This is a genomic window from Streptomyces sp. NPDC101178 (assembly GCF_044767965.1).
Taxonomy (GTDB): domain Bacteria; phylum Actinomycetota; class Actinomycetes; order Streptomycetales; family Streptomycetaceae; genus Streptomyces.
This window is the reverse complement of record NZ_JBIWOZ010000003.1, coordinates 165,358-189,322: the sequence shown is the minus strand read 5'-3', so window position 1 is coordinate 189,322 and position 23,965 is coordinate 165,358. Positions and strand designations below refer to the sequence as shown.

At 71.1% G+C, this 23,965-nt stretch carries 22 protein-coding genes; 8 read left to right on the top strand and 14 right to left on the bottom strand.

Annotated features, from left to right (window positions below):
* The first annotated feature begins 197 nt into the window (after positions 1–197).
* From ACIRR8_RS09355 to ACIRR8_RS09335, 5 genes are all read left to right on the top strand, one after another.
* A complete protein-coding gene (locus tag ACIRR8_RS09355) occupies positions 198–1,271 on the top strand; it encodes an ABC transporter ATP-binding protein (RefSeq protein WP_404061128.1) in 1,074 nt (357 codons plus the stop codon).
* Positions 1,268–2,176, top strand: coding sequence for an ABC transporter permease (locus ACIRR8_RS09350; RefSeq protein WP_404061125.1), 909 nt, complete (start codon positions 1,268–1,270; stop codon positions 2,174–2,176). Before ACIRR8_RS09355 ends, ACIRR8_RS09350 begins: the two co-directional genes overlap by 4 nt.
* The gene (locus tag ACIRR8_RS09345) at positions 2,173–3,084 is read left to right on the top strand and encodes an ABC transporter ATP-binding protein (protein WP_404061122.1); all 912 of its coding nucleotides are present in this window, start codon (positions 2,173–2,175) and stop codon (positions 3,082–3,084) included. Before ACIRR8_RS09350 ends, ACIRR8_RS09345 begins: the two co-directional genes overlap by 4 nt.
* Positions 3,085–3,114: 30 nt before the next feature.
* Complete coding sequence (locus ACIRR8_RS09340; protein ID WP_018513726.1) at positions 3,115–3,834, top strand: ABC transporter permease; 720 nt, start codon at positions 3,115–3,117, stop codon at positions 3,832–3,834.
* Positions 3,835–4,157: 323 nt separating this feature from the next.
* Positions 4,158–4,865, top strand: a complete 708-nt coding sequence (locus tag ACIRR8_RS09335) for a hypothetical protein (RefSeq protein WP_404061119.1) — start codon at positions 4,158–4,160, stop codon at positions 4,863–4,865.
* Between the two features lie 71 nt (positions 4,866–4,936).
* Here the strand turns inward: ACIRR8_RS09335 and ACIRR8_RS09330 are convergent, their stop codons facing one another.
* The 9 genes from ACIRR8_RS09330 to ACIRR8_RS09290 form a co-directional block, all read right to left on the bottom strand.
* Positions 4,937–5,761 (bottom strand): HAD family hydrolase, encoded by an 825-nt coding sequence (locus tag ACIRR8_RS09330; RefSeq protein ID WP_404061116.1) that lies wholly within the window; start codon positions 5,759–5,761, stop codon positions 4,937–4,939.
* Positions 5,758–7,035 (bottom strand): serine--tRNA ligase, encoded by a 1,278-nt coding sequence (gene serS, locus ACIRR8_RS09325; protein WP_359212221.1) that lies wholly within the window; start codon positions 7,033–7,035, stop codon positions 5,758–5,760. Before serS ends, ACIRR8_RS09330 begins: the two co-directional genes overlap by 4 nt.
* A 683-nt stretch (positions 7,036–7,718) precedes the next feature.
* Entirely contained in the window at positions 7,719–8,654 is a 936-nt protein-coding gene (pheA, locus tag ACIRR8_RS09320) for a prephenate dehydratase (RefSeq protein WP_404061113.1), read from the bottom strand.
* 82 nt (positions 8,655–8,736) lie between these two features.
* Complete coding sequence (efeB, locus tag ACIRR8_RS09315; protein WP_404062536.1) at positions 8,737–9,963, bottom strand: iron uptake transporter deferrochelatase/peroxidase subunit; 1,227 nt, start codon at positions 9,961–9,963, stop codon at positions 8,737–8,739.
* 101 nt (positions 9,964–10,064) lie between these two features.
* Positions 10,065–11,969, bottom strand: coding sequence for a copper resistance CopC/CopD family protein (locus tag ACIRR8_RS09310; protein WP_404061110.1), 1,905 nt, complete (start codon positions 11,967–11,969; stop codon positions 10,065–10,067).
* A 10-nt stretch (positions 11,970–11,979) separates the two neighbouring features.
* Positions 11,980–12,429, bottom strand: a complete 450-nt coding sequence (locus tag ACIRR8_RS09305; RefSeq protein ID WP_404061107.1) for a copper chaperone PCu(A)C — start codon at positions 12,427–12,429, stop codon at positions 11,980–11,982.
* Positions 12,426–13,085 carry an SCO family protein gene (locus ACIRR8_RS09300; RefSeq protein ID WP_404061104.1) on the bottom strand — a complete coding sequence of 220 codons (660 nt, stop codon included), beginning with the start codon at positions 13,083–13,085 and terminating at the stop codon, positions 12,426–12,428. Before ACIRR8_RS09300 ends, ACIRR8_RS09305 begins: the two co-directional genes overlap by 4 nt.
* A gap of 85 nt (positions 13,086–13,170) precedes the next feature.
* Positions 13,171–13,923, bottom strand: a complete 753-nt coding sequence (locus tag ACIRR8_RS09295; RefSeq protein ID WP_404061102.1) for a YcnI family protein — start codon at positions 13,921–13,923, stop codon at positions 13,171–13,173.
* 193 nt (positions 13,924–14,116) lie between these two features.
* Positions 14,117–14,959 (bottom strand): hypothetical protein, encoded by an 843-nt coding sequence (locus ACIRR8_RS09290; protein WP_404061100.1) that lies wholly within the window; start codon positions 14,957–14,959, stop codon positions 14,117–14,119.
* A 294-nt stretch (positions 14,960–15,253) separates the two neighbouring features.
* On the opposite strand from ACIRR8_RS09290, the gene ACIRR8_RS09285 reads away from it, so the two are divergent.
* Entirely contained in the window at positions 15,254–15,814 is a 561-nt protein-coding gene (locus ACIRR8_RS09285) for an ATP-binding protein (RefSeq protein ID WP_404061097.1), read from the top strand.
* Positions 15,815–15,846: 32 nt separating this feature from the next.
* Here ACIRR8_RS09285 and ACIRR8_RS09280 read toward each other — a convergent pair whose 3' ends face one another.
* Both ACIRR8_RS09280 and ACIRR8_RS09275 read right to left on the bottom strand, forming a co-directional pair.
* A complete protein-coding gene (locus ACIRR8_RS09280) occupies positions 15,847–17,328 on the bottom strand; it encodes an aminopeptidase P family protein (RefSeq protein WP_404061094.1) in 1,482 nt (493 codons plus the stop codon).
* A 93-nt stretch (positions 17,329–17,421) separates the two neighbouring features.
* The gene (locus ACIRR8_RS09275; RefSeq protein ID WP_404061092.1) at positions 17,422–18,912 is read right to left on the bottom strand and encodes a PP2C family protein-serine/threonine phosphatase; all 1,491 of its coding nucleotides are present in this window, start codon (positions 18,910–18,912) and stop codon (positions 17,422–17,424) included.
* A 563-nt stretch (positions 18,913–19,475) separates the two neighbouring features.
* Here ACIRR8_RS09275 and ACIRR8_RS09270 point away from each other — a divergent pair.
* On the top strand, positions 19,476–20,213 hold the full coding sequence (locus ACIRR8_RS09270) for a bifunctional DNA primase/polymerase (RefSeq protein WP_404061089.1): 738 nt from the start codon (positions 19,476–19,478) through the stop codon (positions 20,211–20,213).
* A gap of 217 nt (positions 20,214–20,430) precedes the next feature.
* Positions 20,431–21,012 (top strand): hypothetical protein, encoded by a 582-nt coding sequence (locus ACIRR8_RS09265; RefSeq protein WP_404061086.1) that lies wholly within the window; start codon positions 20,431–20,433, stop codon positions 21,010–21,012.
* Between the two features lie 261 nt (positions 21,013–21,273).
* Here ACIRR8_RS09265 and ACIRR8_RS09260 read toward each other — a convergent pair whose 3' ends face one another.
* From ACIRR8_RS09260 to ACIRR8_RS09250, 3 genes are all read right to left on the bottom strand, one after another.
* A complete protein-coding gene (locus tag ACIRR8_RS09260; RefSeq protein WP_404061084.1) occupies positions 21,274–22,239 on the bottom strand; it encodes a DUF5926 family protein in 966 nt (321 codons plus the stop codon).
* Positions 22,240–22,422: 183 nt separating this feature from the next.
* Entirely contained in the window at positions 22,423–23,031 is a 609-nt protein-coding gene (locus ACIRR8_RS09255; protein ID WP_404061081.1) for an ATP-binding protein, read from the bottom strand.
* A gap of 94 nt (positions 23,032–23,125) precedes the next feature.
* Complete coding sequence (locus ACIRR8_RS09250) at positions 23,126–23,962, bottom strand: glycerophosphodiester phosphodiesterase (RefSeq protein ID WP_404062534.1); 837 nt, start codon at positions 23,960–23,962, stop codon at positions 23,126–23,128.
* Between the last annotated feature and the right edge of the window lie 3 nt (positions 23,963–23,965).

The window sequence follows — 23,965 nt, the reverse complement described above, 5'->3', positions numbered from 1 at the left end:
CCGTAACGTGACACTGATGAATGTGACAATGTCCAGCGGCTACGTCAAGGGGTGTGCACGGGCCTGTGGACAACTCCCGCCGGAGCCGTACGCGGAGGCCGTAGGCAGAGGCCGGAACGCCTCCTCCGCGCGATCCCCCTACGGGGCCGTACGCCTGGAGTCTGATGCTGATCCAGCCGTCAGGGCTGACGATCCCTGTGGCCCGCGCCACTACCGTCGTATCCGTGAATGCCGTCATCGCTACCGAAGCCCTGAGCAAGCGGTTCCCCCGGGTGACCGCGCTCGACCGGCTCACGTTGGACATCGGACCAGGTGTGACCGGTCTGGTGGGTTCCAACGGAGCCGGCAAGTCCACGTTGATCAAGATCCTTCTTGGCCTCTCCCCCGCCACCGAAGGCCGGGCCGCGGTGCTCGGGCTCGATGTGGCGACCAGCGGCGCCGCCATCCGCGAGCGGGTGGGATACATGCCGGAGCACGACTGCCTGCCGCCCGACGTGTCGGCCACCGAGTTCGTCGTGCACATGGCGCGCATGTCCGGGCTGCCGCCGACCGCGGCCCGCGAGCGCACCGCCGACACCCTGCGCCACGTCGGCCTCTACGAGGAGCGCTACCGCCCCATCGGCGGCTACTCGACCGGTATGAAGCAGCGGGTGAAGCTGGCCCAGGCCCTGGTCCACGACCCGCAGCTGGTCCTCCTGGACGAGCCGACCAACGGCCTGGACCCGGTCGGCCGGGACGAGATGCTCGGCCTGATCCGCCGCATCCACACCGACTTCGGCATCTCCGTCCTGGTCACCTCGCACCTCCTGGGCGAGCTGGAACGCACCTGCGACCACGTCGTCGTCATCGACGGCGGAGCCCTCCTGCGCTCCAGCTCCACCAGCGACTTCACCCAGATCACCACCACGCTCGCGGTCGAGGTGACCGACAGCGACACCCACCCCGACGGCACCGACGCCCTGCGCCAGGCCCTCACCAAGGCCGGCGTCGCGCTGGTCGGCCAGGACGGGCTCGACGCGGAAGGCCTGCCGGGCGCGGGCCACATCCTGCTGGTCGAGGCCACCGGCGAGGAGACGTACGACCTGGTCCGCGACAGCGTCGCCGGGCTCGGTCTCGGCCTGATCCGCATGGAGCAGCGCCGCCACCACATCGCCGAGGTCTTCCGTACGGAGCAGGGCGGGGCGCGCACCGTCCCGGCCCCCGCCGCGGGTGCCGTACAGCAGGCCGCCACACCGGGGCCGTACCAGAAGGAAGGGGAGCGGTCGCGATGAGCACCGAGACCAAGGCCGCGGCCGGGCGCGACACCTCCCGGATCCACAACATCGGCTACCGCTCCTACGACGGCAGGCGGCTCGGCCGGGCCTACGCCCGCCGCTCGCTCTACTCGCAGACCCTGCGCGGCTCCTTCGGACTCGGCCGTTCCGCCAAGTCCAAGGTGCTGCCGATGCTGCTGTTCGGCGTGATGGCGCTGGTCGCGGCGATCCTGGTGGCCGTCTCCATGGCCGCGCCGGACTCCACCAAGCTCGTCATCAAGTACACGTCGTACGCGATCTATCTGCAGGCGGTCATCGGACTCTTCATCGCCGCACAGGCCCCGCAGGCGGTCTCCAGGGACCTCCGTTTCAAGAGCGTGCCCCTGTACTTCTCGCGGCCGATCGAACGCGCCGACTACGTCGTCGCGAAACTCGCCGCCATGGCGACCGCGCTCCTCATCCTCACCGGGGCGCCGCTGCTCATCCTCTATGTGGGTTCACTGCTCGCGAAGTTCGACTTCGTCGACCAGACCAAGTGGTTCGGCCAGGGGCTGGTGTCGGTGGCGCTGCTGTCGGTGCTCTTCGCCGGGCTCGGCCTGGTGATGGCCGCCCTGACCCCGCGCCGGGGATTCGGCGTCGCCGCGGTGATCGCGGTGCTGACCATCTCCTACGGTGCCGTCTCCACGGTCCAGGCGATCGCCTGGGAGACCGGTTCGCCCGGCGCCGTGGAGTGGCTCGGCCTCTTCTCGCCGATCACGCTGATCGACGGCGTACAGACCGCGTTCCTCGGCGCCACCTCCGCCTTCCCCGGAGGGGAAGGCCCGGGGGCCGGTACGGGCGTGGTCTACCTGTTCGTTGTCCTCGCGCTCGTCGTCGGCTCGTACGCCGTCCTGATGCGCCGCTACCGGAGGGTCGGGCTGTGACCACCATCGAGATCGACCACACCTCGCGCTGGTTCGGCAATGTGGTCGCCGTCAACGACGTCTCCATGACGGTGGGCCCCGGCGTCACCGGGCTGCTCGGCCCGAACGGCGCCGGAAAGTCCACGCTCATCAACATGATGGGCGGATTCCTGGCCCCTTCGACGGGGAAGGTCACGCTCGACGGGCAGCCGATCTGGCGCAACGAGAGCGTCTACACGAAGATCGGCATCGTTCCGGAGCGGGAAGGGATGTACGACTTCCTGACCGGCAAGGAGTTCGTCGTCGCCAACGCCGAACTCCAGGGCCTGGGCGGGGCGGAGGCGCAGCGGGCGCTGGCCACGGTCCAGATGGAGTACGCGCAGGACCGCAAGATCTCCACGTACAGCAAGGGCATGCGCCAGCGCGTGAAGATGGCGTCCGCGCTGGTCCACGAGCCCTCGGTGCTGCTGCTCGACGAGCCGTTCAACGGGATGGATCCGCGGCAGCGCATGCAGCTGATGGAGCTGCTGCGGCGGATGGGTGCCGAGGGCCGTACGGTCCTGTTCTCCTCACACATCCTGGAGGAGGTCGAGCAGCTGGCCTCGCACATCGAGGTGATCGTGGCGGGCCGGCACGCCGCCTCCGGCGACTTCCGGAAGATCCGCCGGCTGATGACGGACCGCCCGCACCGCTACCTGGTCCGCTCCAGCGACGACCGGGCGCTCGCGGCCGCGCTCATCGCCGACCCGTCGACGGCCGGCATCGAGGTCGACCTGGCCGAGAGGGCGCTGCTCATCCAGGCCGTCGACTTCGGACGGTTCACCGAACTGCTGCCGAAGGTCGCCCGCGAACAGGGCATCCGGCTGCTGACCGTCTCTCCGTCCGACGAGTCCCTCGAATCGGTCTTTTCCTACCTCGTAGCGGCCTGAGTAGTGGCCTGAAAGGAGCTGTGCACCGTCATGTACGACCCCACAGTCGCCCGGCTCACCTACCGGGCCCTGCTCGGCCGGCGCCGGGCCGCCATCCTCTTCGTCCTTCCCGCGCTGCTGCTGCTCCTCGCGGCGGCGGTCCGCATGTTCGCAGGGGCGGATGACCAGGTCGCCGCCAACGTCCTCGGCGGGTTCGCCATCGCCACGATGGTGCCGTTGATCGGCGTGATCGCCGGAACCGGCGCCATCGGCCCGGAGATCGACGACGGCTCGATCGTCTACCTGCTGGCCAAGCCGGTGAAGCGGCCCACGATCATCTTCACCAAGCTCATCGTCGCCATCGCGGTGACCATGGTCTTCTCGGCCCTGCCGACGCTGCTCGCGGGGCTGATCCTGAACGGCAACGGGCAGCAGATCGCCATCGCCTACACGATCGCGGCGCTGGTCGCCTCGATCGCGTACAGCGCGCTGTTCCTGCTGCTGGGCACCGTCAGCCGCCACGCGGTGGTCATCGGCCTGGTGTACGCGCTGGTCTGGGAGGCCCTCTTCGGCAGCCTGGTGCCGGGTGCGCGGACGCTCAGCGTCCAGCAGTGGTCCCTCGCCGTCGCGGAGAAGGTGGCCGGCCAGGGCATGGTCACCTCGGACGTGGGGCTGCCGCTCGCGACGGTCCTGCTGGCCGCCGTCACCGTGGCCGCCACCTGGTACGCGGGCCAGAAGCTGCGCGCGCTGAAGCTGGCCGGGGAGGAGTGAGTCCGGCCTGATTCCGTACGCCTTCCACGCGGCCCCCGCCCTCCGGTTCTCCGGGGCGGGGGTTGTCGTATGTACGAGACAGTCGTAAGAGCGGGACAGATGTGCGCGTAACCGTACGTTTATCGGGTCGTTGGTCAGGGTGCGTGGAGGCAACTGGAATCCGTGGCGTCGTAGCGTTCGTGAAATCGGGGAGTGCCGGATCCGGGTGAGGCCGAAGCCCACCGGTCCGGTCATCGAGTGAGTGGCAACCGTGAGCGTCCTCCACCCCTGCAGCCCGGGGTAGGGGCCGTCCCTTGTCATTCCCTCGTACGGAAGGCATGCCCATGCCCACGGAAGTCGCCCTGCTCGAATCGCGCGCGCTGCGCGTCGAGCAGATGGGGCGCGTCGATGTCCTGGACAAGGTGAAGAGCCTTGTCATGCTCCCGGACGGAATTCACGTTCGCACAGAGGACGTCGCACGTTACTTCGAAGTATCCACAGCCTCGGTCAGGAGGCTTACCGATCGCCATCAGGAGGAGTTCGCCGAAAACGGGCTGCGCGTGTTGCGCGGCTCTGACCTGCAGTCCTTCCATAGCGACATGATGTCGCTATGGAAGGGGGCGGGGCTGGAAAGTTATCCACAGGCGGCCACGCAGCTCCGTCTCTACACCCGCCGAACCGTCCTCAACGTCGCCATGCTTCTTCGCGACAGCGACATCGCCCGCTGCGTCCGTACGTACCTTCTCGACGCCGAGGAGACAGCGCGGGCGCAGTATGACGGACTCGATGTGCGGGTCACCCGGATCGAGAGCTGCCTCGCCGATGTCGGCAGCGCGCTCCAAGAGCTCGGGCCGGTGCTCTGCCGGATGTCGGAGCGGCTGGACAGCCTGGATCGGAAGGTGGAGATGACGCAGCAGCTGGTCGGCGCGATGAGCGTGCGGCTCTCCGACCTGTCGCACGACGTCGTACGGATGGACGCCCGCTTCGACGCGCGGATGGAGGCCTTCGCGTACCGGCTGAAGGATCTGCGGCGCCGCACCGGGCGCCGCTGAGCCGTGAAAAGGCCCTGCCCGCCGCCGCTGGAGTCCAGCGGCGGCGGGCAGGCCCGACAGGCAGGGTTGCGTCAGTGCGGCGCGGCGATGGAGCCCGTGCGGAGCAGCTCCTCCAGGACCACCGCGATGCCGTCCTGCTCGTTGGACGCGGTGATCTCGTGCGCCACGGCCTTCAGCGTGTCGTGGGCGTTGGCCATGGCCACGCCGTGCCGCGCCCAGCCGAACATCGGGATGTCGTTCGGCATGTCACCGAAGGCGATGGTGTCGGCGGCCTTCACCCCGAGCCGGCGGGCGGCCAGCGAGAGGCCGGTCGCCTTGCTCAGCCCGAGCGGGAGGATCTCCACCACGCCGGGGCCCGCCATGACCACGTCGACCAGATTGCCGACAGCCGCGCGGGCCGCGGTGGCCAGGGCGTCGTCGTCGAGCTCCGGGTGCTGGAGGTAGACCTTGTTCAGCGGGGCGGTCCACATCTCCGTGTGGTCGTCCACGAAGACGTACGGCAGCGGCCCCTCCTGCACCCGGTAGCCGGGGCCGACGAGCACTTCGCCCTCCAGACCGTCGCGGCTGGCGGCCAGTGCGAGCGGGCCGACCTCCGCCTCGATCTTGGAGAGCGCGAGCCCGGCGAGCTGCCGGTCCAGGGTCAGCGAGGTCAGCAGCCGGTGCTCGCCCGCGTGGTAGACCTGCGCGCCCTGACCGCAGACGGCGAGGCCGTCGTAGCCCAGGTCGTCCAGGATGTGCCGGGTCCAGGGGACCGAGCGCCCGGTGACGACGATGTGCGCCGCACCGGCCGCCGTGGCGGCGCCCAGGGCCTCGCGGGTGCGCTCGGAGACCGTGTCGTCGCCGCGCAGCAGCGTGCCGTCGAGGTCGGTCGCGACGAGCTTGAAGGGGAAGGTCACTTGGCGACCGGTTCCAGGACCTCGCGCCCGCCCAGGTACGGACGGAGCATCTCGGGCACCCGGACCGAACCGTCGGGCAGCTGGTGGTTCTCCAGGAGCGCCACGATCGTGCGAGGTACGGCGCAGAGCGTGCCGTTGAGCGTGGCCAGCGGCTGGACCTTCTTGCCCTCGCGCATCCGGACGGAGAGGCGGCGGGCCTGGAAGCTGTCGCAGTTCGAGGCGGAGGTCAGCTCGCGGTACTTGCCCTGGGTCGGGATCCACGCCTCGCAGTCGAACTTGCGCGAGGCCGATGCGCCGAGGTCACCGGTGGCGACGTCGATGACCTGGAAGGGCAGTTCGAGGCCGGTGAGCCACTGCTTCTCCCACTCCAGGAGCCTGCGGTGCTCGGCCTCGGCGTCCGCCGGGTCGACGTACGAGAACATCTCGACCTTGTCGAACTGGTGGACGCGGAAGATGCCGCGGGTGTCCTTGCCGTACGTACCGGCCTCGCGGCGGAAGCAGGGGGAGAACCCGGCGTAGCGCAGGGGCAGCTTGTCCGCCTCCACGATCTCGTCCATGTGGTAGGCCGCGAGCGGGACCTCCGACGTGCCGACCAGGTAGTAGTCGTCCTTCTCCAGGTGGTACACGTTCTCCGCGGCCTGGCCGAGGAAGCCGGTGCCCTCCATGGCGCGCGGGCGGACCAGCGCGGGGGTCAGCATCGGGATGAAGCCGGCCTCGGTGGCCTGGGCGATCGCCGCGTTGACGAGGGCCAGCTCCAGGAGCGCGCCGACGCCCGTCAGGTAGTAGAACCGCGATCCGGAGACCTTGGCCCCGCGCTCCATGTCGATGGCGCCGAGCGCCTCGCCGAGCTCCAGGTGGTCCTTGGGCTCGAAGCCCTCGGCGCCGAAGTCGCGGATGGTGCCGTGCGTCTCCAGGACGACGAAGTCCTCCTCGCCGCCGACCGGCACGTCCTCGTGGACGAGGTTGCCGAGCTGGAGGAGCAGCCGCTTGGCCTCGGCGTCGGCCTCGTCCTGGGCGGCGTCGGCCGCCTTGACGTCGGCCTTGAGCTGCTCGGCCTTCTTGAGGAGCTCGGCGCGCTCCTCGGGGGTGGCCTTGGGGATCAGCTTGCCGAGCGACTTCTGTTCGTTGCGGAGTTCGTCGAAGCGGACACCGGACGACCTGCGCAGCTCGTCGGCGGAGAGCAGGGCGTCGACGAGCGCGACGTCCTCTCCACGGGCGCGCTGGGAGGCGCGAACACGGTCGGGGTCCTCACGGAGCAGGCGAAGGTCAATCACCCCTCCAGGCTACCGGTGCGCGGATCTCGCACTCGAACCGATATTGCCGAGCGTGTCACTTTGCCCGAATTGCCGCAATTGGTATTTCTGGTGGTGAATCGCGAGGTGCGCACGCGGGTGGTGCGTCAATAACGGTGGTTAACTCCCCTGAACAGGGCAGAAGGTGCGGGCTCTCTTGACGTACGAGCCTTGGATGGAGGGGGAGTTGGGGGAGGCCTCGCTCGCGTTGTCCACAGGAGAGTGCGCTCCGGAATGGTTATCCACAGGCTGTGAAGAAGTTCTGTGGATGCTGGAACGGAATGTTCCGAGGCGTGGACGAAGGCGGCTCGATCCCCCGGTCTCCGTCGTCGAAACCTGCCCCGCACGCTCATTCGGGTGGCAATTCGTCGCTCTGGTGAGTTGATCAAGAGAATTCGCGCGACCCGGGAGGGCTCATGGCGAGTCGGGCCTCTGTGGAGACATCCAGATCCACCGCGTTGATTTGTCGATGATGTCGCATTGAGGTGTCGACTTGTCCCCAGGTCGAGAAGCGAGCCTGTGGATAACTCTGTGGGCGGATGACTATGTGTAGGTAGGACCACAGCGCAGCGCGGTCGACCGCCCGCGGACCCGGCGCGGTCGACCGCCCGCGGGCGCAGCGCGGTCGACCGCCCGCGGAGCCGACGGGAGCGGAGCTGGGCCGGTCAGATCCGCCCGTCCTGGCTGCGCGCCAGCCAGTCGGAGGCCTCAGTGAAGGCGCTGTCCGAGGTGCCCGCCCGCAGCGGCCGGACCTCGTCCGCCGAGACGCCCGCCCGCGGGTACGAGCCGAGGAACCGCACCTTCGGGCAGATCCGCTTCAGCCCCATCAGCGCCTCCCCGACCCGCCGGTCCGCGATGTGGCCCTCGGCGTCCACGGCGAAGCAGTAGTTGCCGATCCCCTCGCCGGTCGGGCGGGACTGGATCAGCATCAGGTTGACGCCGCGCACCGCGAACTCCTGGAGCAGCTCCAGCAGCGCACCTGGGTGGTCGTCGCCCAGCCAGATCACCACGGACGTCTTGTCGGCCCCGGTCGGCGCGGACGGCCGGGCCGGACGGCCCACCAGGACGAAGCGGGTCTGCGCGTTCTCGGCGTCGTGGATCTCCGTGACCAGCGGTTCGAGGCCGTAGGTGGCGGCGGCGAACTCACCGGCGAACGCGGCGTCGTAGCGCCCCTCCTGGACCAACCGGGCGCCGTCCGCGTTGGACGCCGCCGACTCCCACACGGCCTGCGGGAGGTGGGCCGCCATCCAGTTGCGCACCTGCGGCTGGGCGGCCGGGTGCGCGGTGACCGTCTTGACGTCCGACAGCTTGGTGCCCGGCCGTACGAGCAGCGCGAAGGTGATGGAGAGCAGTACCTCGCGGTAGATCATCAGCGGCTCGCCGCTGGTCAGCTCGTCGAGCGTGGCCGTGATGCCGCCTTCGACGGAGTTCTCGATCGGTACGAGGGCCGCCGCCGCCTCTCCGTTGCGTACGGCGTCCAGGGCCGCCGGCACGGAGACCATCGGGACGAGCTCGCGGGTGGCGGCTTCCGGGAGCGTACGGAGGGCGACCTCGGTGAAGGTGCCTTCGGGACCGAGATAGGCGTAGCGCGTGGCTGACATACGCTCACCCTATTGCGCCGTACGCCAGGGGCACCGCCGTCTCAGAATCCGGTCGGGGCCGGCCCGCGGACACCTGTACGCCTCACGACTCCAGCAGCCGCTGCCCCACGTACTCGCCCTCCGCCGCCCCGCCCGGCACCGCGAACAGCCCGCTCGCCTCGTGCCGGATGAACGGCGACAGCGCGTCGCCCCGGTCGAGCTTCCGCTGCACCGGCACGAACCCCTTGAAGGGGTCCGCCTGCCAGCAGACGAAGAGCAGCCCGGCGTCCGGAGTGCCGTCCTCCGCGACCCCGTCGTGGTATGAGAACGGGCGCCGCAGCATGGCGGCGCCGCCGTTCTTCTCGGGCGAGGAGATCCGGGCGTGCGCGTCGTCGGGGATCAGGAGCCGGCCGTCCGGGCCCGCCTTGTCGAGGTCCATCTCCGTGGTCTCGCTCCCGCCGCTCAGCGGCGCCCCGTCCGCCTTGCGCCGCCCGATGACCCGCTCCTGCCGGTCCACCGGAAGCTTCTCCCAGTCGTCCAGCAGCATCCTGATCCGGCGGACGACGGCGTACGAACCGCCCTCCAGCCACTCATGCGGGGTGCCGGGGGAGGCGGGCACGAACACCCGCTGCCCGAAGTCCTCGTCGGCCGGCTTCGGGTTGCCGGTCCCGTCGATCTGGCCCATCAGGTTGCGCGCGGTCATCGGCCGGGCCGTGGCCCCAGGGGTGCGGTTGAAGCCGTTCATCTGCCAGCGCACCTTTGCTGTTCCCGCGCCCTCCTTCTGTACGGCCCGCAGCGCGTGGAAGGCGACCAGTGCGTCATCGGCGCCGATCTGCACCCACAGGTCGCCGTCGGAGCGCCTGGCGTCCAGCTGGTCGGACGAGAACGCGGGCAGCGGGTCGAGCCCGGCGGGCAGCCGCGAGGTGAGACCCGTACGCGCGAAGAACGTACGGCCGAAGCCGAAGGTGACCGTGAGGGAGGAAGGCCCCGCGTCCAGCGCGATGCCGGTGTCGTGGCCGGGCCCGTCCGCCGAGCCTCCCGCCGGACGGCCCGCCATCAGCTCGCGGGCCACCGCCGACCAGCGCCGCATCAGGGCCACGGCCTCCTTGCGGCCCGCGCCCGCCACCAGGTCGAAGGCGACGAGGTGGCCCCGGGCCTGAAGCGGAGTGGTGATCCCCGGTTGATGTTTCCCGTGAAACATCGCCTCGGTGGAGCCGACGGTGGCCAGAGCGGTCGGCGGATCGGAACGGGTCGCGGCGTACCCGGCGGCCCCGCCGCCCGCGCCGAGTGCCAGCCCGGCGGCGCCCGCAGCGCCCACACCGCCCAGCAGCCGCCGCCGCGAGACGCCGGCGGACGTGGAGTCCGGCGCGGAGTCCGGACCCTCGCCACGGCCCCGGTCCTGGTCCTGCTTCCTGGTCGTGCTCACGTACCTCAGCCGATCTTCACGTTCTTGTCGATGGTGACCTGGTCGATGTCGGAGGTCCGTACCGTCACGTCGACCTTCCACTCCCCCGCCAGCGGGATCTGGACATTGCTCGCCGACCAGTGCCCCGCGGCGAGCCGGTCCGGCGCGACCGGCAGCGGACCGATCTCCTGCGCCTCCAGGGTGAGGGCGACCTTGAGCTCGGGGACGTCCAGCGGCTTGCCGTCGGTGCCGTCGACCCACACGTGCAGTTCGTTGGCGCCGGAGCGCCCGGGGTCGATGTCGATCCGGACGGTTCCCTTGCCGTTCCGGCCGCCGGTGTCGAAGGGCATGCTCAGGTTGACGGGGCCCGCCGCCGGTGCCGCCGCGGCGGTGGAGGCACCCAGGGCCTCCTCCTCCGTACGGCCCGGCTCGGTCGACGTCAGCACCGTGGTGACGGCGAGCAGGACCACGGCGATCGCCGCCTCGGCCAGGACCGAGCGGCGCAGCCCGGAACGCTCCGGGTCGGCGTCCCGTATCCGCTTCTTCTTCGTGGCGGTCAGCACGGCCTGCTGCCGGGCCAGTTGGGCCGCCCGCTCGGGGTCGACACCGTCCGAGGCCGTCACCGGACCGGGCGCCTCCTCAGCGGCCCCGCCGGGTGCGGCATCCGTCAGCCGCCCCGTCCACCGCCGCGAGAACCACGCCACGGCGAGCAGGACCGCGATGAGCGCGACCTTGATGATCAGCAGCTGCCCGTACCGCGTCCCGGTCAGTGCCGACCAGGAGCCGACCTGCCGCCACGACTGGTAGATCCCGGTCGCCGCCAGGACGAGGACGCTGCCGAACGCGACCCGGGAGAACCGCCGTACGGCACCGCTGTCGATGTCCGGCGTCCGGTACAGCGCCACCAGCAGCGAGGCCAGACCACCCAGCCAGGCGGCCACCGCCAGCAGGTGCAACACGTCCACCGGCATGGCGATCCCCGCCTGGATGCCGGTCGACGCGTGCTCGGACATGGCCCAGGTGGCGGCGATGCCCGCCGCGACGACCCCGCCGCCGACCGCGAGACCGAAGGTGAGGTCCCTCTTCTCGACGGCGTCCTCACGTCGGGCGTACGTACCGAACAGCACGGCGATGAAGAGCGCGGCCGCGCCGAGCAGCAGCAGCCGCGAGACGAGGGCGGCGCCCGGCTTGGTGTCCAGGACACCCTGGAGCCCGTCCAGATCGAAGGCGTCCGCGAACTTCCCGCTGCCCGTGTACGGGTTGCGCAGCAGCAGCATGACCAGGGTCGCGGCGGTCAGCGTGACCCAGCCGCGCACCACGAGCCGCTGTATCGGCCGCGCGCTCGCGCCTGGCGGCCAGCAGCCCAGGACGAAGGCCGCGCCGCCCACGAGCAGGACGAACCCGGCGTACGCGACGTACCGCGCGATGCCGTAGACGACACCGACCGGGCCGCCGCCCACCTCCTCGGAGGGCAGGGCCACGGTGGTCTCGGAAGGGGCGCCGATGGAGAAGGTGAAGGCGCCGGAGATGGGGTGGCTGTCGGCGGAGATCGCCTGCCAGGCCACGGTGTAGGTGCCCTCGGGAAGGCCGGAGTGAAGGTCGACGCCGTAGCGGACGGTGGAGCCGTCGGACAGGTCCTTCGGCTCGGCGCCGGTGTCGACGCGCTTGCTGCTGGGGTCCAGGACCCGGATCGACCCGTCGCCGACGGCGATCGCCTCGGAGAAGGTGAGGGTGACCTCCTTCGGCGCGGTGGCCACCACCGCCCCGTCCTGCGGGTCGCTCCCGGTGAGGGCGGCGTGCGCGGACGCCGGTCCGGCACCGGCCAGCAGCAGCCCGAACACCAGGCTCAGCAGGGCGGCGACGAGCGCGGCGGCGGTGAGCGGCCGCGGTATCGGGGACGTTCCGGGGTGCGGGGCGGTGGCAGTCGTCACGGTCGGACCCTCACTGCTTCTTCGGGTTGTGGGTGGTTTCCTTCACCGGCAGGTCGACCGCGATGGGGTCGGCCTTCTCGAAGTGCAGCTCGACGGAGACCTTCTCGCCCTGCTTGGGCATCTGCTTGAGCTTCATGAACATGATGTGGTTGCCGCCGCGTTCGAGATCCAGCTCGCCGCCCGCCGGCACCTCGAACGATTCGACCTCGCGCATCTGCTGGTTCTTCGTCTCGTGGATCGTGACGTCGTCGGAGAGCGGGCTGGTCACCGAGGTGAGCCGGTCGGCGGTGGACCCGCTGTTCTGTACGACGAGGAAGCCGGCGGCCATGTCGCTGACGGGCTGCGGCATGAAGGCGCCGACGACCTTCAGCTCGGGCTCGCCGCCGTCCTCGGAGCACCCCGCCAGCGTCAGCCCCGTGGTGAGGGCGAGGACGGCGGCGAGGGTGGTGCGGCGGTTCACGGGTTCTCCCCCTTGATCAGCTTGGGGAGGTCCTTGGCGTACTCCTCGGCGGTGGTGTCCTCGCCGTACAGCACGTATCCGCCGTCCGTCTTCGGCGAGAAGGCGACGACCTGCGCCCCGTGCATCGAGACGGGCTTGCCGTCCTTGTCCTTCGTCGCCGGCTCGATGCCGATGCCGATCTGCCGCGCGCCCGCCTGGATGGTGGGGAAGTCGCCGGTGAGGCCGGTGAAGGTGGGGTCCTGGGCCTTGAGCCACTTGCCGAGCGAGGCCGGTGTGTCGCGCTCGGGGTCGGTGGTGACGAAGACGACCTGGAGCTTCTCCTGGTCGGCCTTGGGCAGGTCCCGCTTGGCGATGGAGATGTTGCTCATGGTCAGCGGGCAGACGTCGGGGCAGTTGGTGTAGCCGAAGTAGATGAGCGTCGGCTTGCCCTTGGTCACCTCGCGGAAGTCGTACTCCTTGCCGTTCGTGTCGGTGAGGACGAGGTTCGGCTTGGTGAACGGCCGGTCGAGCACGGTCGCGGCCTCGGTCTTCGGGGAGGCCTCGACATCGGCGATCGACGAGGACTCCGTCGTGCTGTCGCCGGTACCGCAGGCCGAGAGGGCCAGTGCGGCCGCCGCGGCGAACGCCACGGCCGTCACTGCTTTTCTGTTGCGCATGAGGGGGTGTCCTGAACGTGGTGCGGGTGGTGGGGCCGGCGGGCCGGGCCGTACGCGTACGCCGTACGGCCCGGCCCCGGGTGGATCAGGTCGTACGGCGGCGGCCGGCGAGCACGCCGAAGGCGACGCCCGCGATGCCGACGAGGATGCCGATGATGCCCAGCGTGCGGGCCGTGGTGTCGCTGGAGGAGGAGGACGCGGCGTGCGTCTCCTTCGTGTCACCCTCGGCCGAGGCGGCCTTGTCGTCGGCCGCGTGGTCGTCACCGGCCTCGTCGGCCGCGCCGCCGCCGTGGTGGTCGTCGCTCGCGGCGGACAGGGCCAGGACCGGTGCCGGGCTGTCGGGCTCCTCGCCGCCGGCCTTCGGCTCCTCGATCCAGCGGACGACTTCCTTGTTGTCGTACGTCTGGATGGCCTTGAAGACCAGCTGGTCGGCGTCCTCGGGAAGCTGGCCGACGGAGACCGGGAACTGCTGGAAGTAGCCGGGCGCGATCTTGGAGCCGTCGGCGGTCCAGGTCACCTTGGTGACGGCCTCGGTGATCTTCCGGCCGTGCACCTCAAGGGGCTTGTCGAGCTTGCCCTTGGTGATCTGGATCTTCCAGCCCGGTACGGCCTCCGGGGTGACGGAGGAGAGCGGGTGCTCGGCCGGGAAGTTCACTTCGAGCTTGACCGTGGAGGCCTGGTCCCGCTCGTTGGGGACCTTGAAGTTGAGGGTGGCGTAACCGCCCTTGGCGGCCTCGCCCTGCGGCTGGACGCTGACGTGCGCGGCGGCGGGCCCGGCGAGCAGCAGGACGGTGGAGGCGGCGACGCCGGCGGCGATGGCGGTACGGGAAAGGTTCATGGCGGAATCACTCCACGGAGGAAGAGGAATACGGGGACGAGGAACACGCTGGTCCGGCGCGCGGGTACGCGACGGCGGCACGACACCTCGTCCGGTCCGTGAGGGATCCGGCCATGCCCGCGTGGGCCGTCCCCGAGGGACCGTCCGGTGGGACGGCCGGCGTTCGGGTACGGCGGTGGGCGCAGGTGTCGCGTCAGGCTGCGAGGGCGTACGGGGCCGGCGGCCCGCGCCTGATCACCAGGTGGTCCAGAGGACCTTCGGTGGCCGGTACCGGGTCGTCGTCGGCCGTACGCAGAGGGCGCGGGCCGCTCGCGAGCTGCTCACGCGCTCCGGCGCGCAGGGCGCGTACGAGCGCGAGCGCGGCGCGCAGGGAGCGCAGCCGGGCGCCGGCCGCGAGCGCCTGGGCGCCGTGCGCGGAGAGCCGGGCCACCCGGAAGAGGGCGGCCTCGCCGCGCCGCAGCAGCCAGCCGGCGGCGAGCGCGGCCAGCAGGTGGGTCAGGAACATCGGCAGGCCCGGCAGCAGCGCGACCACCGAGGCGTACGCCGACACCAGGCCCGACCCGCCCTCCGGAGCCGCCGTGGTGGCGCCCGAGGCGAGGTGGCCGTGGCCCGCAACCGTGGAGGGGTCGATGCCCGCCGTGGTGACGATGCGGTGGGCGTCGGCCGCGTCGAGCTGCCCCGGCCCGCCACCGCACACCAGCCCGGCGGCGAAGCGGATCAGCGGATTCTCACCGCTGCCCCGGGGCGCGGTGACGGCCTGCGCGCTGCCGTGGCTGCCGTACGCGAAGAGGACGTGCAGGGCGAGCTGGCCGCCCGCCAGCGCACCCGCGATCGACGGCAGGGAGCGTTCCCGTCCGGCGAGGACGGAGGCCACGGCGAGGACGCCGAGGAATCCGGCGAGCAGGGTCCAGGCGGGCACCGGCGCACCGGCCGCGAACGCGTGTCCCGCCGCGGACAGCACGACGCAGACCGCGGTGAACACCGCGGCCCTCATGAGCCGCAGACCGGCTCCGGCGTGTGCGACAGGCGTGGACATGGCCGGAACATCATCGCACTGGACACCCCTTGGCGGTACGGCAGGTCCCAAACATCAGCCTCCGTCCGCAAGCGCGCTTGTTGCGGCTGTTGGCGGGGGATGTACGGAGTGTGGACGCGCCGCTTCCGGAACCCGCCCCGGCCTCCGCCGGGGTGGTTCCCCGAGTGGCCATACACCGGTGCGCGGAATATCCGCATCCGCCGAATGAGGGCTCTCACAGCCGATCCGTGCTTACGAAGTGCCTTGTGCGGCAATACGTATCGGTACGTCGAGCCGCAGCCAGGAGGCTGGAGCATGAGCATCTGGTGGTCACTCCATTTGCGGCGCGAAGCTGCGAGCGTTCCGCTCGCCCGTCGTTTTCTGCTCGGCACCATGGAAACCGCGGGGGTGGATCCGGACATCTCCTTCGACCTGTCGGTCGCGCTCAGCGAGGCCTGTGCCAACGCCGTCGAACACGGCGGCGACCGGTCGGGCCTCGATGAGCAAGGGGATCACGGACCCGGAAGGCCTCCGGCGGACTCCGGGCAGTACCGGGTCACGGCCTATCTGGACGGCGAGAAATGCCGTATCGAGGTGGCCGACTCGGGGCCGGGCTTCCCCGCCCGGCGCGCGCTTCGCCCCGCCGCGCACACCGAACACGCGGAGCACATCGAGAAGACCCGGGGCGCCGAGCCCGTCGGTGCCCAGCCCACGTTCCCCCCGTACATCCCGTGCGTCGCCGAGAGCGGCCGCGGACTGGACCTCATCGAGCAGCTCGCCGACCACGTCCAGTTCGGCAACCGGCCGGGCCGGGGCGCGGTGGTCAGCTTCGACAAGGTCCTGAAATGGCGGGAGGGCGCACTGCTCATGGTGTGAGCGGCGCGCCCTCTCATCAGGCGGTGGGCGGATCAGCCCTTGAGCCGGGCCATCCACGCCTCGACCTCGTCGGCCCGGCGCGGCAGCTTGTCGGAGAGGTTCCGGTTGCCGTCCTCTGTGACCAGGATGTCGTCCTCGATCCGGACGCCGATGCCGCGGTACTCCTCGGGCACGGTCAGGTCGTCGGCCTGGAAGTACAGGCCCGGCTCCACGGTCAGGCAGACGCCCGGCTCCAGGACCCCGTCGACGTACGCCTCGGTCCGCGCGACGGCGCAGTCGTGGACGTCCATGCCGAGCATGTGGCCGGTGCCGTGCAGGGTCCAGCGGCGCTGGAGGCCGAGTTCCAGGACCTTGTCCACGGACAGGTCGCCGAGCAGGCCCCACTCCACGAGCTTCTCCGCGAGCACGCGCTGCGAGGCGTCGTGGAAGTCGCGGAAGGAAGCACCGGGCTTCACGGCGGCGATGCCCGCCTCCTGGGCCTCGTACACCGCGTCGTAGATCGTGCGCTGGAGCGGCGAGAACGTGCCGTTGATCGGCAGGGTGCGCGTCACGTCGGCGGTGTAGAGGTCGTTCGTCTCCACGCCGGCGTCCAGGAGCAGCAGCTCGCCGGCGCGGACGGCGCCGTCGTTGCGGACCCAGTGGAGGGTGGTGGCGTGCGGTCCGGCGGCGCAGATCGAGCCGTAGCCGATGTCGTTGCCCTCGATGCGGGCGCGGAGGAAGAACGTTCCCTCGATGAAGCGCTCGCTGGTCGCCTCTGCCTTGTCCAGGCTCCTGACGACGTCCTCGAAGCCGCGCGCGGTGGCGTCGCAGGCCTTCTGCAGCTCGGCGATCTCGAAGGCGTCCTTCACGAGGCGGGCCTCGGAGAGGTATACCCGCAGTTCCTCGTCGCGCTCGGCGGTCACCTTGTCGGTGAGCGCGGCCTCGATGGCGGCGTCGTGGCCGCGGACGTTGCGGACCGGGCCGGTGGCCTCGGCCAGCGCGGCGGCGATCTCGCGGACGTCCTTCGCGGGGATGCCCAGCAGCTGCTCGGCCTCGGCGAGGGAGTGGCGGCGGCCGACCCACAGCTCGCCCTGGCCGTCCAGCCAGAACTCGCCGTTCTCCCGGTTCGAGCGGGGCAGCAGGTAGATCGTGGCCCGGTGTCCGCTGTCTCCGGCCGGCTCCAGGACGAGCACGCCGTCCTGGGTCCGGTCACCCGTGAGGTACGCGTACTCGGTGGAGGCGCGGAAGGCGTACTCGGTGTCGTTGGAGCGGGTCTTCAGGTTGCCCGCGGGGATCACGAGACGCTCGCCGGGGAAGCGGGCGGAGAGCGCGGCGCGGCGGGCGGCGGTGTGCGCGGCCTGGGCGATCGGTTCGAGCCCGTGCAGCTCGGTGTCGGCCCAGCCCGACTTCATGTTCTCGGCAAGCTCGTCGGAGACACCCGGGTACAGGCCGTTCTTCCGCTGCTTGATCGGCTCCGCCGCTTCGTTCTCCTCGGTCTCCTGCTCCGGGGTCTCCGGGATGAGCTCCTCAGACACGATTTGTCTCTCCTTGTTACGACACTGGACCATCACCCATCGTACGGGCGTACGGAAGGGGTCCCAGGGCCGAAAGACCTGTTACCGAGGAGGTCATGCGAAGTGCGCGGCGAGGAGGACCACATCCTCGGTGGAGCCGCTCCGGTCGAGCCCGTCGGGCAGCACCGTGCGCAGGACGTGGTCGGCGACGGCTTCCGGATCGTGCCGGCTCGCCTTCGGTACGGAGGCGGCGGCGGAGTGCAGCCGGGCGAAGGCGCGGTCCATCGCGTCGCCGGTGCGGCGCAGCAGCCCGTCGGTGTAGAGAAGCACCGTTTCTCCGGACGCCGGCGAGAACTCCACGCTCGGCGCCTCCCAGCAGGCGAGCATCCCCAGCGGCGCGGAGAGCGTGGTCTCGACGTACTCGCAGCGCCGCTCGCCGAGTACCAGCGGCGGGGTGTGCCCGGCCCCGGCGAGCACGACCTTGCGGGCGGCGGGCTCGCAGTAGGCGAAGAGGGCGGTGGCGGTCCGCGCGGGCTCGGTCAGCCGGAGCAGGAGTTCCAGATCGGAGAGTACGGCGACGGGGTCCTCGCCCTCCATCACGGCGTACGCCCGCAGGCTCGCGCGCAGCCGGCCCATGGCGGCCATGGCGCTCGGCCCGGATCCGCCGACCGAGCCGACCGCGAGGCCGAGCGCGTGGTCCGGGAGTGGCAGCGCGTCGTACCAGTCGCCGCCGCCTTGGGGGCCGGTCCGGTGCCGGGCGGCGAGCTGGACGCCGGGGATGCGGGGCAGCCGGCTGGGCAGCAGCTCCTCGGCGACGGTCGCGATGTCGGCGCGGGCGCGCTCCAGCTCGATCAGGCGGGCCAGGTGCTCGGTCGCGTACCGCGCGTACAGGCCGACGAGGTGGCGCTGCTTCTCCGAGGGCTCGCCGGGTTCGTCGTAGAGCCAGAGGGCCGCGCCGAGCCGTCCGGCGGCCTCGGAGGCGAGCGGCAGGGCGTAGCTGGCGGCGTAGCCGAGGCGGGTGGCGACCTCGCGGTGGCGGGGGTCCAGGTCCGGATCGCCGAGCAGGTCGGGGGTGCTGACGCCGTCCGCGGTGCCGGGGTGGCCGCCGAGGACGCGGCCGAGCGCGGTGCCGTCGCGCCGCACGCTCTCGATATGCCCGAGGTCCGCGTGGCCGAGGCCGAGGCCGAGAGTGGTGGACGGCATCGCGTGGTCGCCCGCCGGTTCCAGCACGAGGAGGCCGCGACGGGCGCCGACGAGGGCGGCTCCGGCGTGCAGCAGCTCGTTCAGGGCGGCGTCCAGGGTGGTGGTGGAGGCCAGCCGCTCGGTGAGTTCGTGGAGGGTCGTGAGATCGGAGACCCAGCCCGCGAGCCGGTCCTGGATGAAGGCTCCGGGCGCTGCCGGGACCTCTCTCAGCGGCGCGGCAGACTGCGTTGAAACCGGAACTTCTGGATCGATTCCAGCCACTTTCGGAAGGTGTGGGGCGCTCATGGCAGCCAGCTTTCCGGCCGGTGCGATTCGTCGAATAGCATCGCAAACCCCCATGTGATTCTGCGCCACTATCAATCCATCCATATGTACACGCACAAGTAACCTGATGTCCAGCATTGTCCTCTGGAGGCTCGCCGGATCCGCTCCTCTCCAGTGTCAGTCAGGTTGGCCGAAAAGTGCACCCTCCGGCGGCTATTTGCGATCGACTGGGGCCGTTCGACAAGGCTCCACCAGGGGTGTCCCGGGGACGAAATCCCAGGGACAGCGTCATTCCGGGCAGGCTGGGTACGTAATCGACGATGCTCGGGGCAGACGCCCACGGGTGGATGTGATCGCTCAGGAACCTGACAGCGGGTCCGGACGTCCTTACCCGTGACGGTCGTGATCAAGTGACGGTCACGCCTCCGCCCCACGCGGCGGGGGTTCGGGCCCGGCCGGCAGACACGCGGCGCCCGTGGCGGGCGCCCCCGGCTCCACGCAGCTCGGCACCACCCCAGATCGGTTCCACTCGGATCGGTTCCACTCGGCTCGGCTCGGCTCACGCTCGGTACCGAAGGCACGCCCGTATCCCGTACCGCGGAAACCTGATGAGCACGTAAGCACAGCGAAGAGACGCACGCGATGTCCCACCCGCGTGGCGTCATGTGGACTCGGCGTTCAACGGAAAGGAACGAGCGCTCATGCGCGAGATCCTCGGAAGGCGACGCAGGCTCCGGCTCCGGCGCAAGGAGGGTGCCGCCCGGCTCGACGCGGCCCTGACCTTCGCCACCGCATGGCAGTGGCCCGTGCTCCCCGGAGCCGGGACCGCGCCGGCCGCCCTGCGTGACGGGCGTGGCCTCGGCTGCGCCTGCCCCGACCCCGACTGCGCCGTTCCCGGCGCGCACCCCTTCGATCCCGGACTGCTGGCGGCCACCACGGACGAGCGGATGGTGCGCTGGTGGTGGACCAACCGCCCGGCCGCCCCGGTGATGCTGGCGACCGGCGGCCGGGCGCCGTGCGCCGTGAGCCTGCCCGCGCTGGCCGGCGCGAGAGCTCTGGTCGCGCTGGACCGCATGGGCATGCGGCTGGGCCCCGTCGTGGCGACGCCGACCCGGTGGTCGCTGCTGGTGGCTCCGTACACGCTGGAGCGGCTCGGCGAGCTGCTGTACAGCAAGGACTGGGTGCCCAGCTCGCTCCGGTTCCACGGCGAGGGCGGCTATCTCGTGCTGCCGCCCTCCGAGATCGGCACGGGCCAGGTGCGCTGGGAGCGGGTCCCCGCACCCCCGGCGGCCCGCCCTTCGCCTCCGGTCTTCCGCCGGGCCTCCGCCAAGGGCGCCCCGGTGGCCGCGCCCTGGCTCCCGGACGTCGAGGCGGTCCTGGACGCGCTGGTCGCGGCGAGCACCAGCGCCCCGGACGGCGGAAGCCGGCTGGCGTACTAGCCGGTGTGACCGGCGTGCCGGCCGGTGTCACGGGCCCGGCTCTCACTCGTACGGGTGCGAGCCGGGCACTCGTACGGGTGTGAGCCGGGCCGTATGCGCGGTGAACGGGCGCCGGGCGGCACGGCCGCGCGCCCCGCGTCGATATCGTCGCCTCCTGATGCGTACCTGCTTGTGCGCGATATCCGTGATGGTGCGCGCGGTCGGCAAGGGGGCCACCATGAATCTCCGCACGATCGGTCTCACGGCGGCCGTCGCGTTCGCGTGCCTCATTCCTGTCGTTGCTTCCGCAGATCCTGGAGGCTCCTCGGACGGGGTTTCGGCGGGTGAGGAATCGGCGGACAGTTCATCAGAAAGCCGTGAAAAGAAGCTTTCTGATGAACTGTCCGCCGAAAAAACCGATCCCCCTTCTCCGCCGCTGTCGGCATCACCCTCGAAAAGGGGTGTCGAGAACGCTGCCCGGTGCGGTCCTGAGGTGGTCGCGCCGGAGGGCGTCGAGGCGCAGACCTGTGTCATGACCGGGGGTGGCGAGACCTGGGCGCGCGCCTACCACCGCAACACCTCCGGCGGAGAACTCCGTTCCGTACTCACCCTGATGGGACCGGGCGGGCGGACCGTGGAGCTGCACTGCGTCCTCGCGGCCGACGACGAGCCGGGCAGCTGCGAGACTCCGCGAAGCGCTTCGGCGGGTGATCCGGATGACTATGCGGCAGTGGCGGAGTACGCCGGGGCGGGGCCGGTGGAGGAGGCGCCGCTGCTGCTCCGCGCGGGATCACATCGTGCGCCGGGCGCATCGGAGTGAGCGGGAGCGGGTCCGGCTGTGCGCGCCGGGGCGGCCGGAGCGGTCCGCGGCCGGAAACGCAGACGCCCGGTCGCTGGCGACGGGGGATGCACCAGCGACCGGGCTTCTAGAACGGTAACAAGAGATCTGCCGTTCGCAAATTCGATCTGGCCTACAGGGGCGGCGATTTACTTGTGAGTACGGTGAGTTGTGACACGGTTCACCGAATCGGAGCGGGCGTCGCCGGGGCCCCGGCAGGACCCCGGCACAGCGTCCGAAAGGTCAGCTGAGCGTCACCTGGCGGTTGGTGAGACCGCCGCGGGCCCGGCGCTCCTCGGCGGTGAGCGGGGCGTCGGAGGCGAGCGCCGTCGCCAGCCGCTCGGCGAAGGCGACGGCGGGCTTCTCGCACGCCTCGGCCCCCATCGAGGTCGGCAGGTCCCAGACGGGAACGACCAGACCGTGCGCCCGGAACGAGCCGACCAGCCGGGTGTCCTCGCCGAGCGAGGAGGTGCCGGCGGCGTGCAGCCGGGCGAGTGCGTCGAGGAGCTGCTCCTCGGGGTGCGGCATGACCCAGCGCAGATGGTTCTTGTCCGGGGTCTCGCACCAGTACGCGGCGTCGACGCCGGACAGCAGCACCGTCGGGATCGCGGCGGCGTTCGCGCGCTCCAGGGAGGCGGCCACCTCGGGGGTGGTGTTCTCCGCGTCCGGCACCCAGAACTCGAAGCCGGTGTGGACGACCGGCTCGAACGCGGCCTCCGGGTCGAGCAGATCCTGCAGCCGCGGCCCGTCGGCCGGTACGCGGCGGGCGGCGACCGGGGTGCCGGGCTCGACCTCCAGCGCACGCTGGAGCGTGTCCGCGAGGTCGCGGCTGAGGTCGCCGGAGGAGGTGTCGTTCTGCAGGGCGAGGAGGACGGAGCCGTCGTCGCGGCGCAGCGCGGGCCAGGCCATCGGCAGAACGGTCGCGAGCGTCACCGACGGAACGCCCTCGGGCAGCCCGCCCCTCAGCGTCAGCTCGACCGTGGCGGCGGGCACCAGCTCGCGCAGGGCGACCCAGTCGCTCTCGCCCGCGAGGCCCTCGAACGGGCGGTGCACCAGCTCGGTCACGGCCTGGGCGGCGGCGCGTCCGTGACACGCCTTGTAACGGCGGCCCGAACCGCACGGGCAGGGCTCACGGGCCCCGACGACCGGGATCTCACCGGCCTTGAGCTGCTGCTTCCCGGCCTTGGTCTGAGGGCGCTTCTTGGCCATGGTGGGCATTCTCCCGATTGCGACAGTGCGGTCTCGGCGCGAGCCTAGCGGCCCGCGACACCCTCGCCGGACACCCGCCCTCCGCGGCCCTCGCCGACGCAGGCGGTCGGCTGAGCCCGCCTCAGCTCACGGCATCGGCTTCACGGCCTGCGGCACCTCACGGCATCGGCTTCACGGCCCGTGTCAGCTCGCGTCGTCGAGGATGTCGGAGAAGTCGAGCCCTTCGAACCCGGTGAGTCCGCCGACCGCGCCGAGCTCGGGCGGCTTGGGGCAGGGGACATGGGCCCAGACGGTGACCTCGCCGGACGAGTCGTCCCGTACGCCCCACTCCTGCGCCAGCGCGCTGATGATGTTGAGCCCGCGCCCGCCGCGTGCCGTCACCGAAGGGGTGGCGGGAACGGGACGGGTCGGACCGCCGCCGTCCGTGACCTCCACGGTCAGACCGCCACCCGTGTCCACGCGCCACGCGGCCCGGATGTCGCCGTCACCGACATCCGTGTACCGCCCCAGCGGCCTGCCGTGCCGGCAGGCGTTGCTGAGCAGTTCGGAAAGAATGAGAACGGCGTCGTCCACCACCGCGTCCGACACTCCGTTGCCGCGCAACTGCTCACGCATCCGGTGCCGTGCCTGTCCCACGCCGGCAGGGCCATGGGGAACGGCCATGCTCGACGACGCAGGCACCTCTTGTGCCACCACCAACGCCACCCCCGAGACCTCCTTTGCCCCACGCCACGGGTTGGATGCCCCACTGAGCTGCGCCGGAAACCGGCCAAGGCACGGCTGGTGGCGCACTCGTGGCGGCCGAACGCGCAGTGAATGCGCCGGTGTACTCCCTGTCACGGTGGTGCGCGGGTGTTCCGCGTGCCTGTTGTGTGGCTGAGGGGTACTAAATGCGGCCCAGCTGGGACAGCACCTGCTTCGGCCGGTTGGTGATGATGGCTTCGACGCCGAGTTCGGCGCAGAGCTCCACGTCCACCGGTTCGTTCACCGTCCACACGTGCACCCGGTGGCCCGCCCGGTGCAGCCGTTCGACGTATCCCGGGTGGCTGCGCACGATCCGCATGCCGGGTCCGGCGATCCGGGAACCGGCGGGCAGCCGTCCGTCGCGCAGCCGGGGCGAGACGAACTGCATCAGGTAGACCGTGGGCAGCGCGGGCGCGGCGGCCTGGACGCGGTGCAGGGAGCGGCCGGAGAAGCTCATGATCCGGATGGGGGAGGGCTCGTCGGGGGGCGGCGTGGCCAGCTCGAAGCGGTTCAGCAGGTTCAGGAGCCGCTCCTCGACCTGTCCGGCCCAACGGGTGGGGTGCTTGGTCTCGATGGCCAGCTGGAGCGGCCGCCCGGTGGCCCGTACCTCGGTGAAGAGCTCCAGGAGCCGTTCCAGGGTGAGTACGGAGGTGAGCTCGCCCGGCACCGGATCCCAGTCCGGCGACTCCTCGCGGTCCTTCCAGGAGCCGAAGTCCAGGGCGGCGAGATCGGCGAGCTCCAGGGCGGAGACGGCGCCGCGCCCGTTCGACGTACGGTTCACGCGGCGGTCGTGCACGCAGACGAGGTGGCCGTCGGCGGTCAGCCGGACGTCGCACTCCAGGGCGTCGGCGCCGTCCTCGATCGCCTTGCGGTAGGCGGCCAGGGTGTGTTCAGGCGCGTCGTCGGACGCCCCGCGGTGGGCGACGACCTGGATGGAGGTGTGCGGGCTGCGCTGCCGTGCGTGGGTCACCCGGGCCATGGT

What these genes read in the sequence shown, in the direction of transcription:
- ACIRR8_RS09350 (WP_404061125.1), top strand. Translation starts at nt 1,268, where the DNA reads ATGAGCACCGAGACCAAGGCCGCGGCCGGGCGCGACACCTCCCGGATC.
- ACIRR8_RS09340 (WP_018513726.1), top strand. Translation starts at nt 3,115, where the DNA reads ATGTACGACCCCACAGTCGCCCGGCTCACCTACCGGGCCCTGCTCGGC.
- ACIRR8_RS09335 (WP_404061119.1), top strand. Translation starts at nt 4,158, where the DNA reads ATGCCCACGGAAGTCGCCCTGCTCGAATCGCGCGCGCTGCGCGTCGAG.
- pheA (WP_404061113.1), bottom strand. Translation starts at nt 8,654, where the DNA reads ATGTCAGCCACGCGCTACGCCTATCTCGGTCCCGAAGGCACCTTCACC.
- ACIRR8_RS09300 (WP_404061104.1), bottom strand. Translation starts at nt 13,085, where the DNA reads ATGCGCAACAGAAAAGCAGTGACGGCCGTGGCGTTCGCCGCGGCGGCC.
- ACIRR8_RS09295 (WP_404061102.1), bottom strand. Translation starts at nt 13,923, where the DNA reads ATGAACCTTTCCCGTACCGCCATCGCCGCCGGCGTCGCCGCCTCCACC.
- ACIRR8_RS09290 (WP_404061100.1), bottom strand. Translation starts at nt 14,959, where the DNA reads ATGTCCACGCCTGTCGCACACGCCGGAGCCGGTCTGCGGCTCATGAGG.
- ACIRR8_RS09285 (WP_404061097.1), top strand. Translation starts at nt 15,254, where the DNA reads ATGAGCATCTGGTGGTCACTCCATTTGCGGCGCGAAGCTGCGAGCGTT.
- ACIRR8_RS09275 (WP_404061092.1), bottom strand. Translation starts at nt 18,912, where the DNA reads ATGCTGGACATCAGGTTACTTGTGCGTGTACATATGGATGGATTGATA.
- ACIRR8_RS09270 (WP_404061089.1), top strand. Translation starts at nt 19,476, where the DNA reads ATGCGCGAGATCCTCGGAAGGCGACGCAGGCTCCGGCTCCGGCGCAAG.
- ACIRR8_RS09265 (WP_404061086.1), top strand. Translation starts at nt 20,431, where the DNA reads ATGAATCTCCGCACGATCGGTCTCACGGCGGCCGTCGCGTTCGCGTGC.
- ACIRR8_RS09260 (WP_404061084.1), bottom strand. Translation starts at nt 22,239, where the DNA reads ATGGCCAAGAAGCGCCCTCAGACCAAGGCCGGGAAGCAGCAGCTCAAG.
- ACIRR8_RS09250 (WP_404062534.1), bottom strand. Translation starts at nt 23,962, where the DNA reads ATGGCCCGGGTGACCCACGCACGGCAGCGCAGCCCGCACACCTCCATC.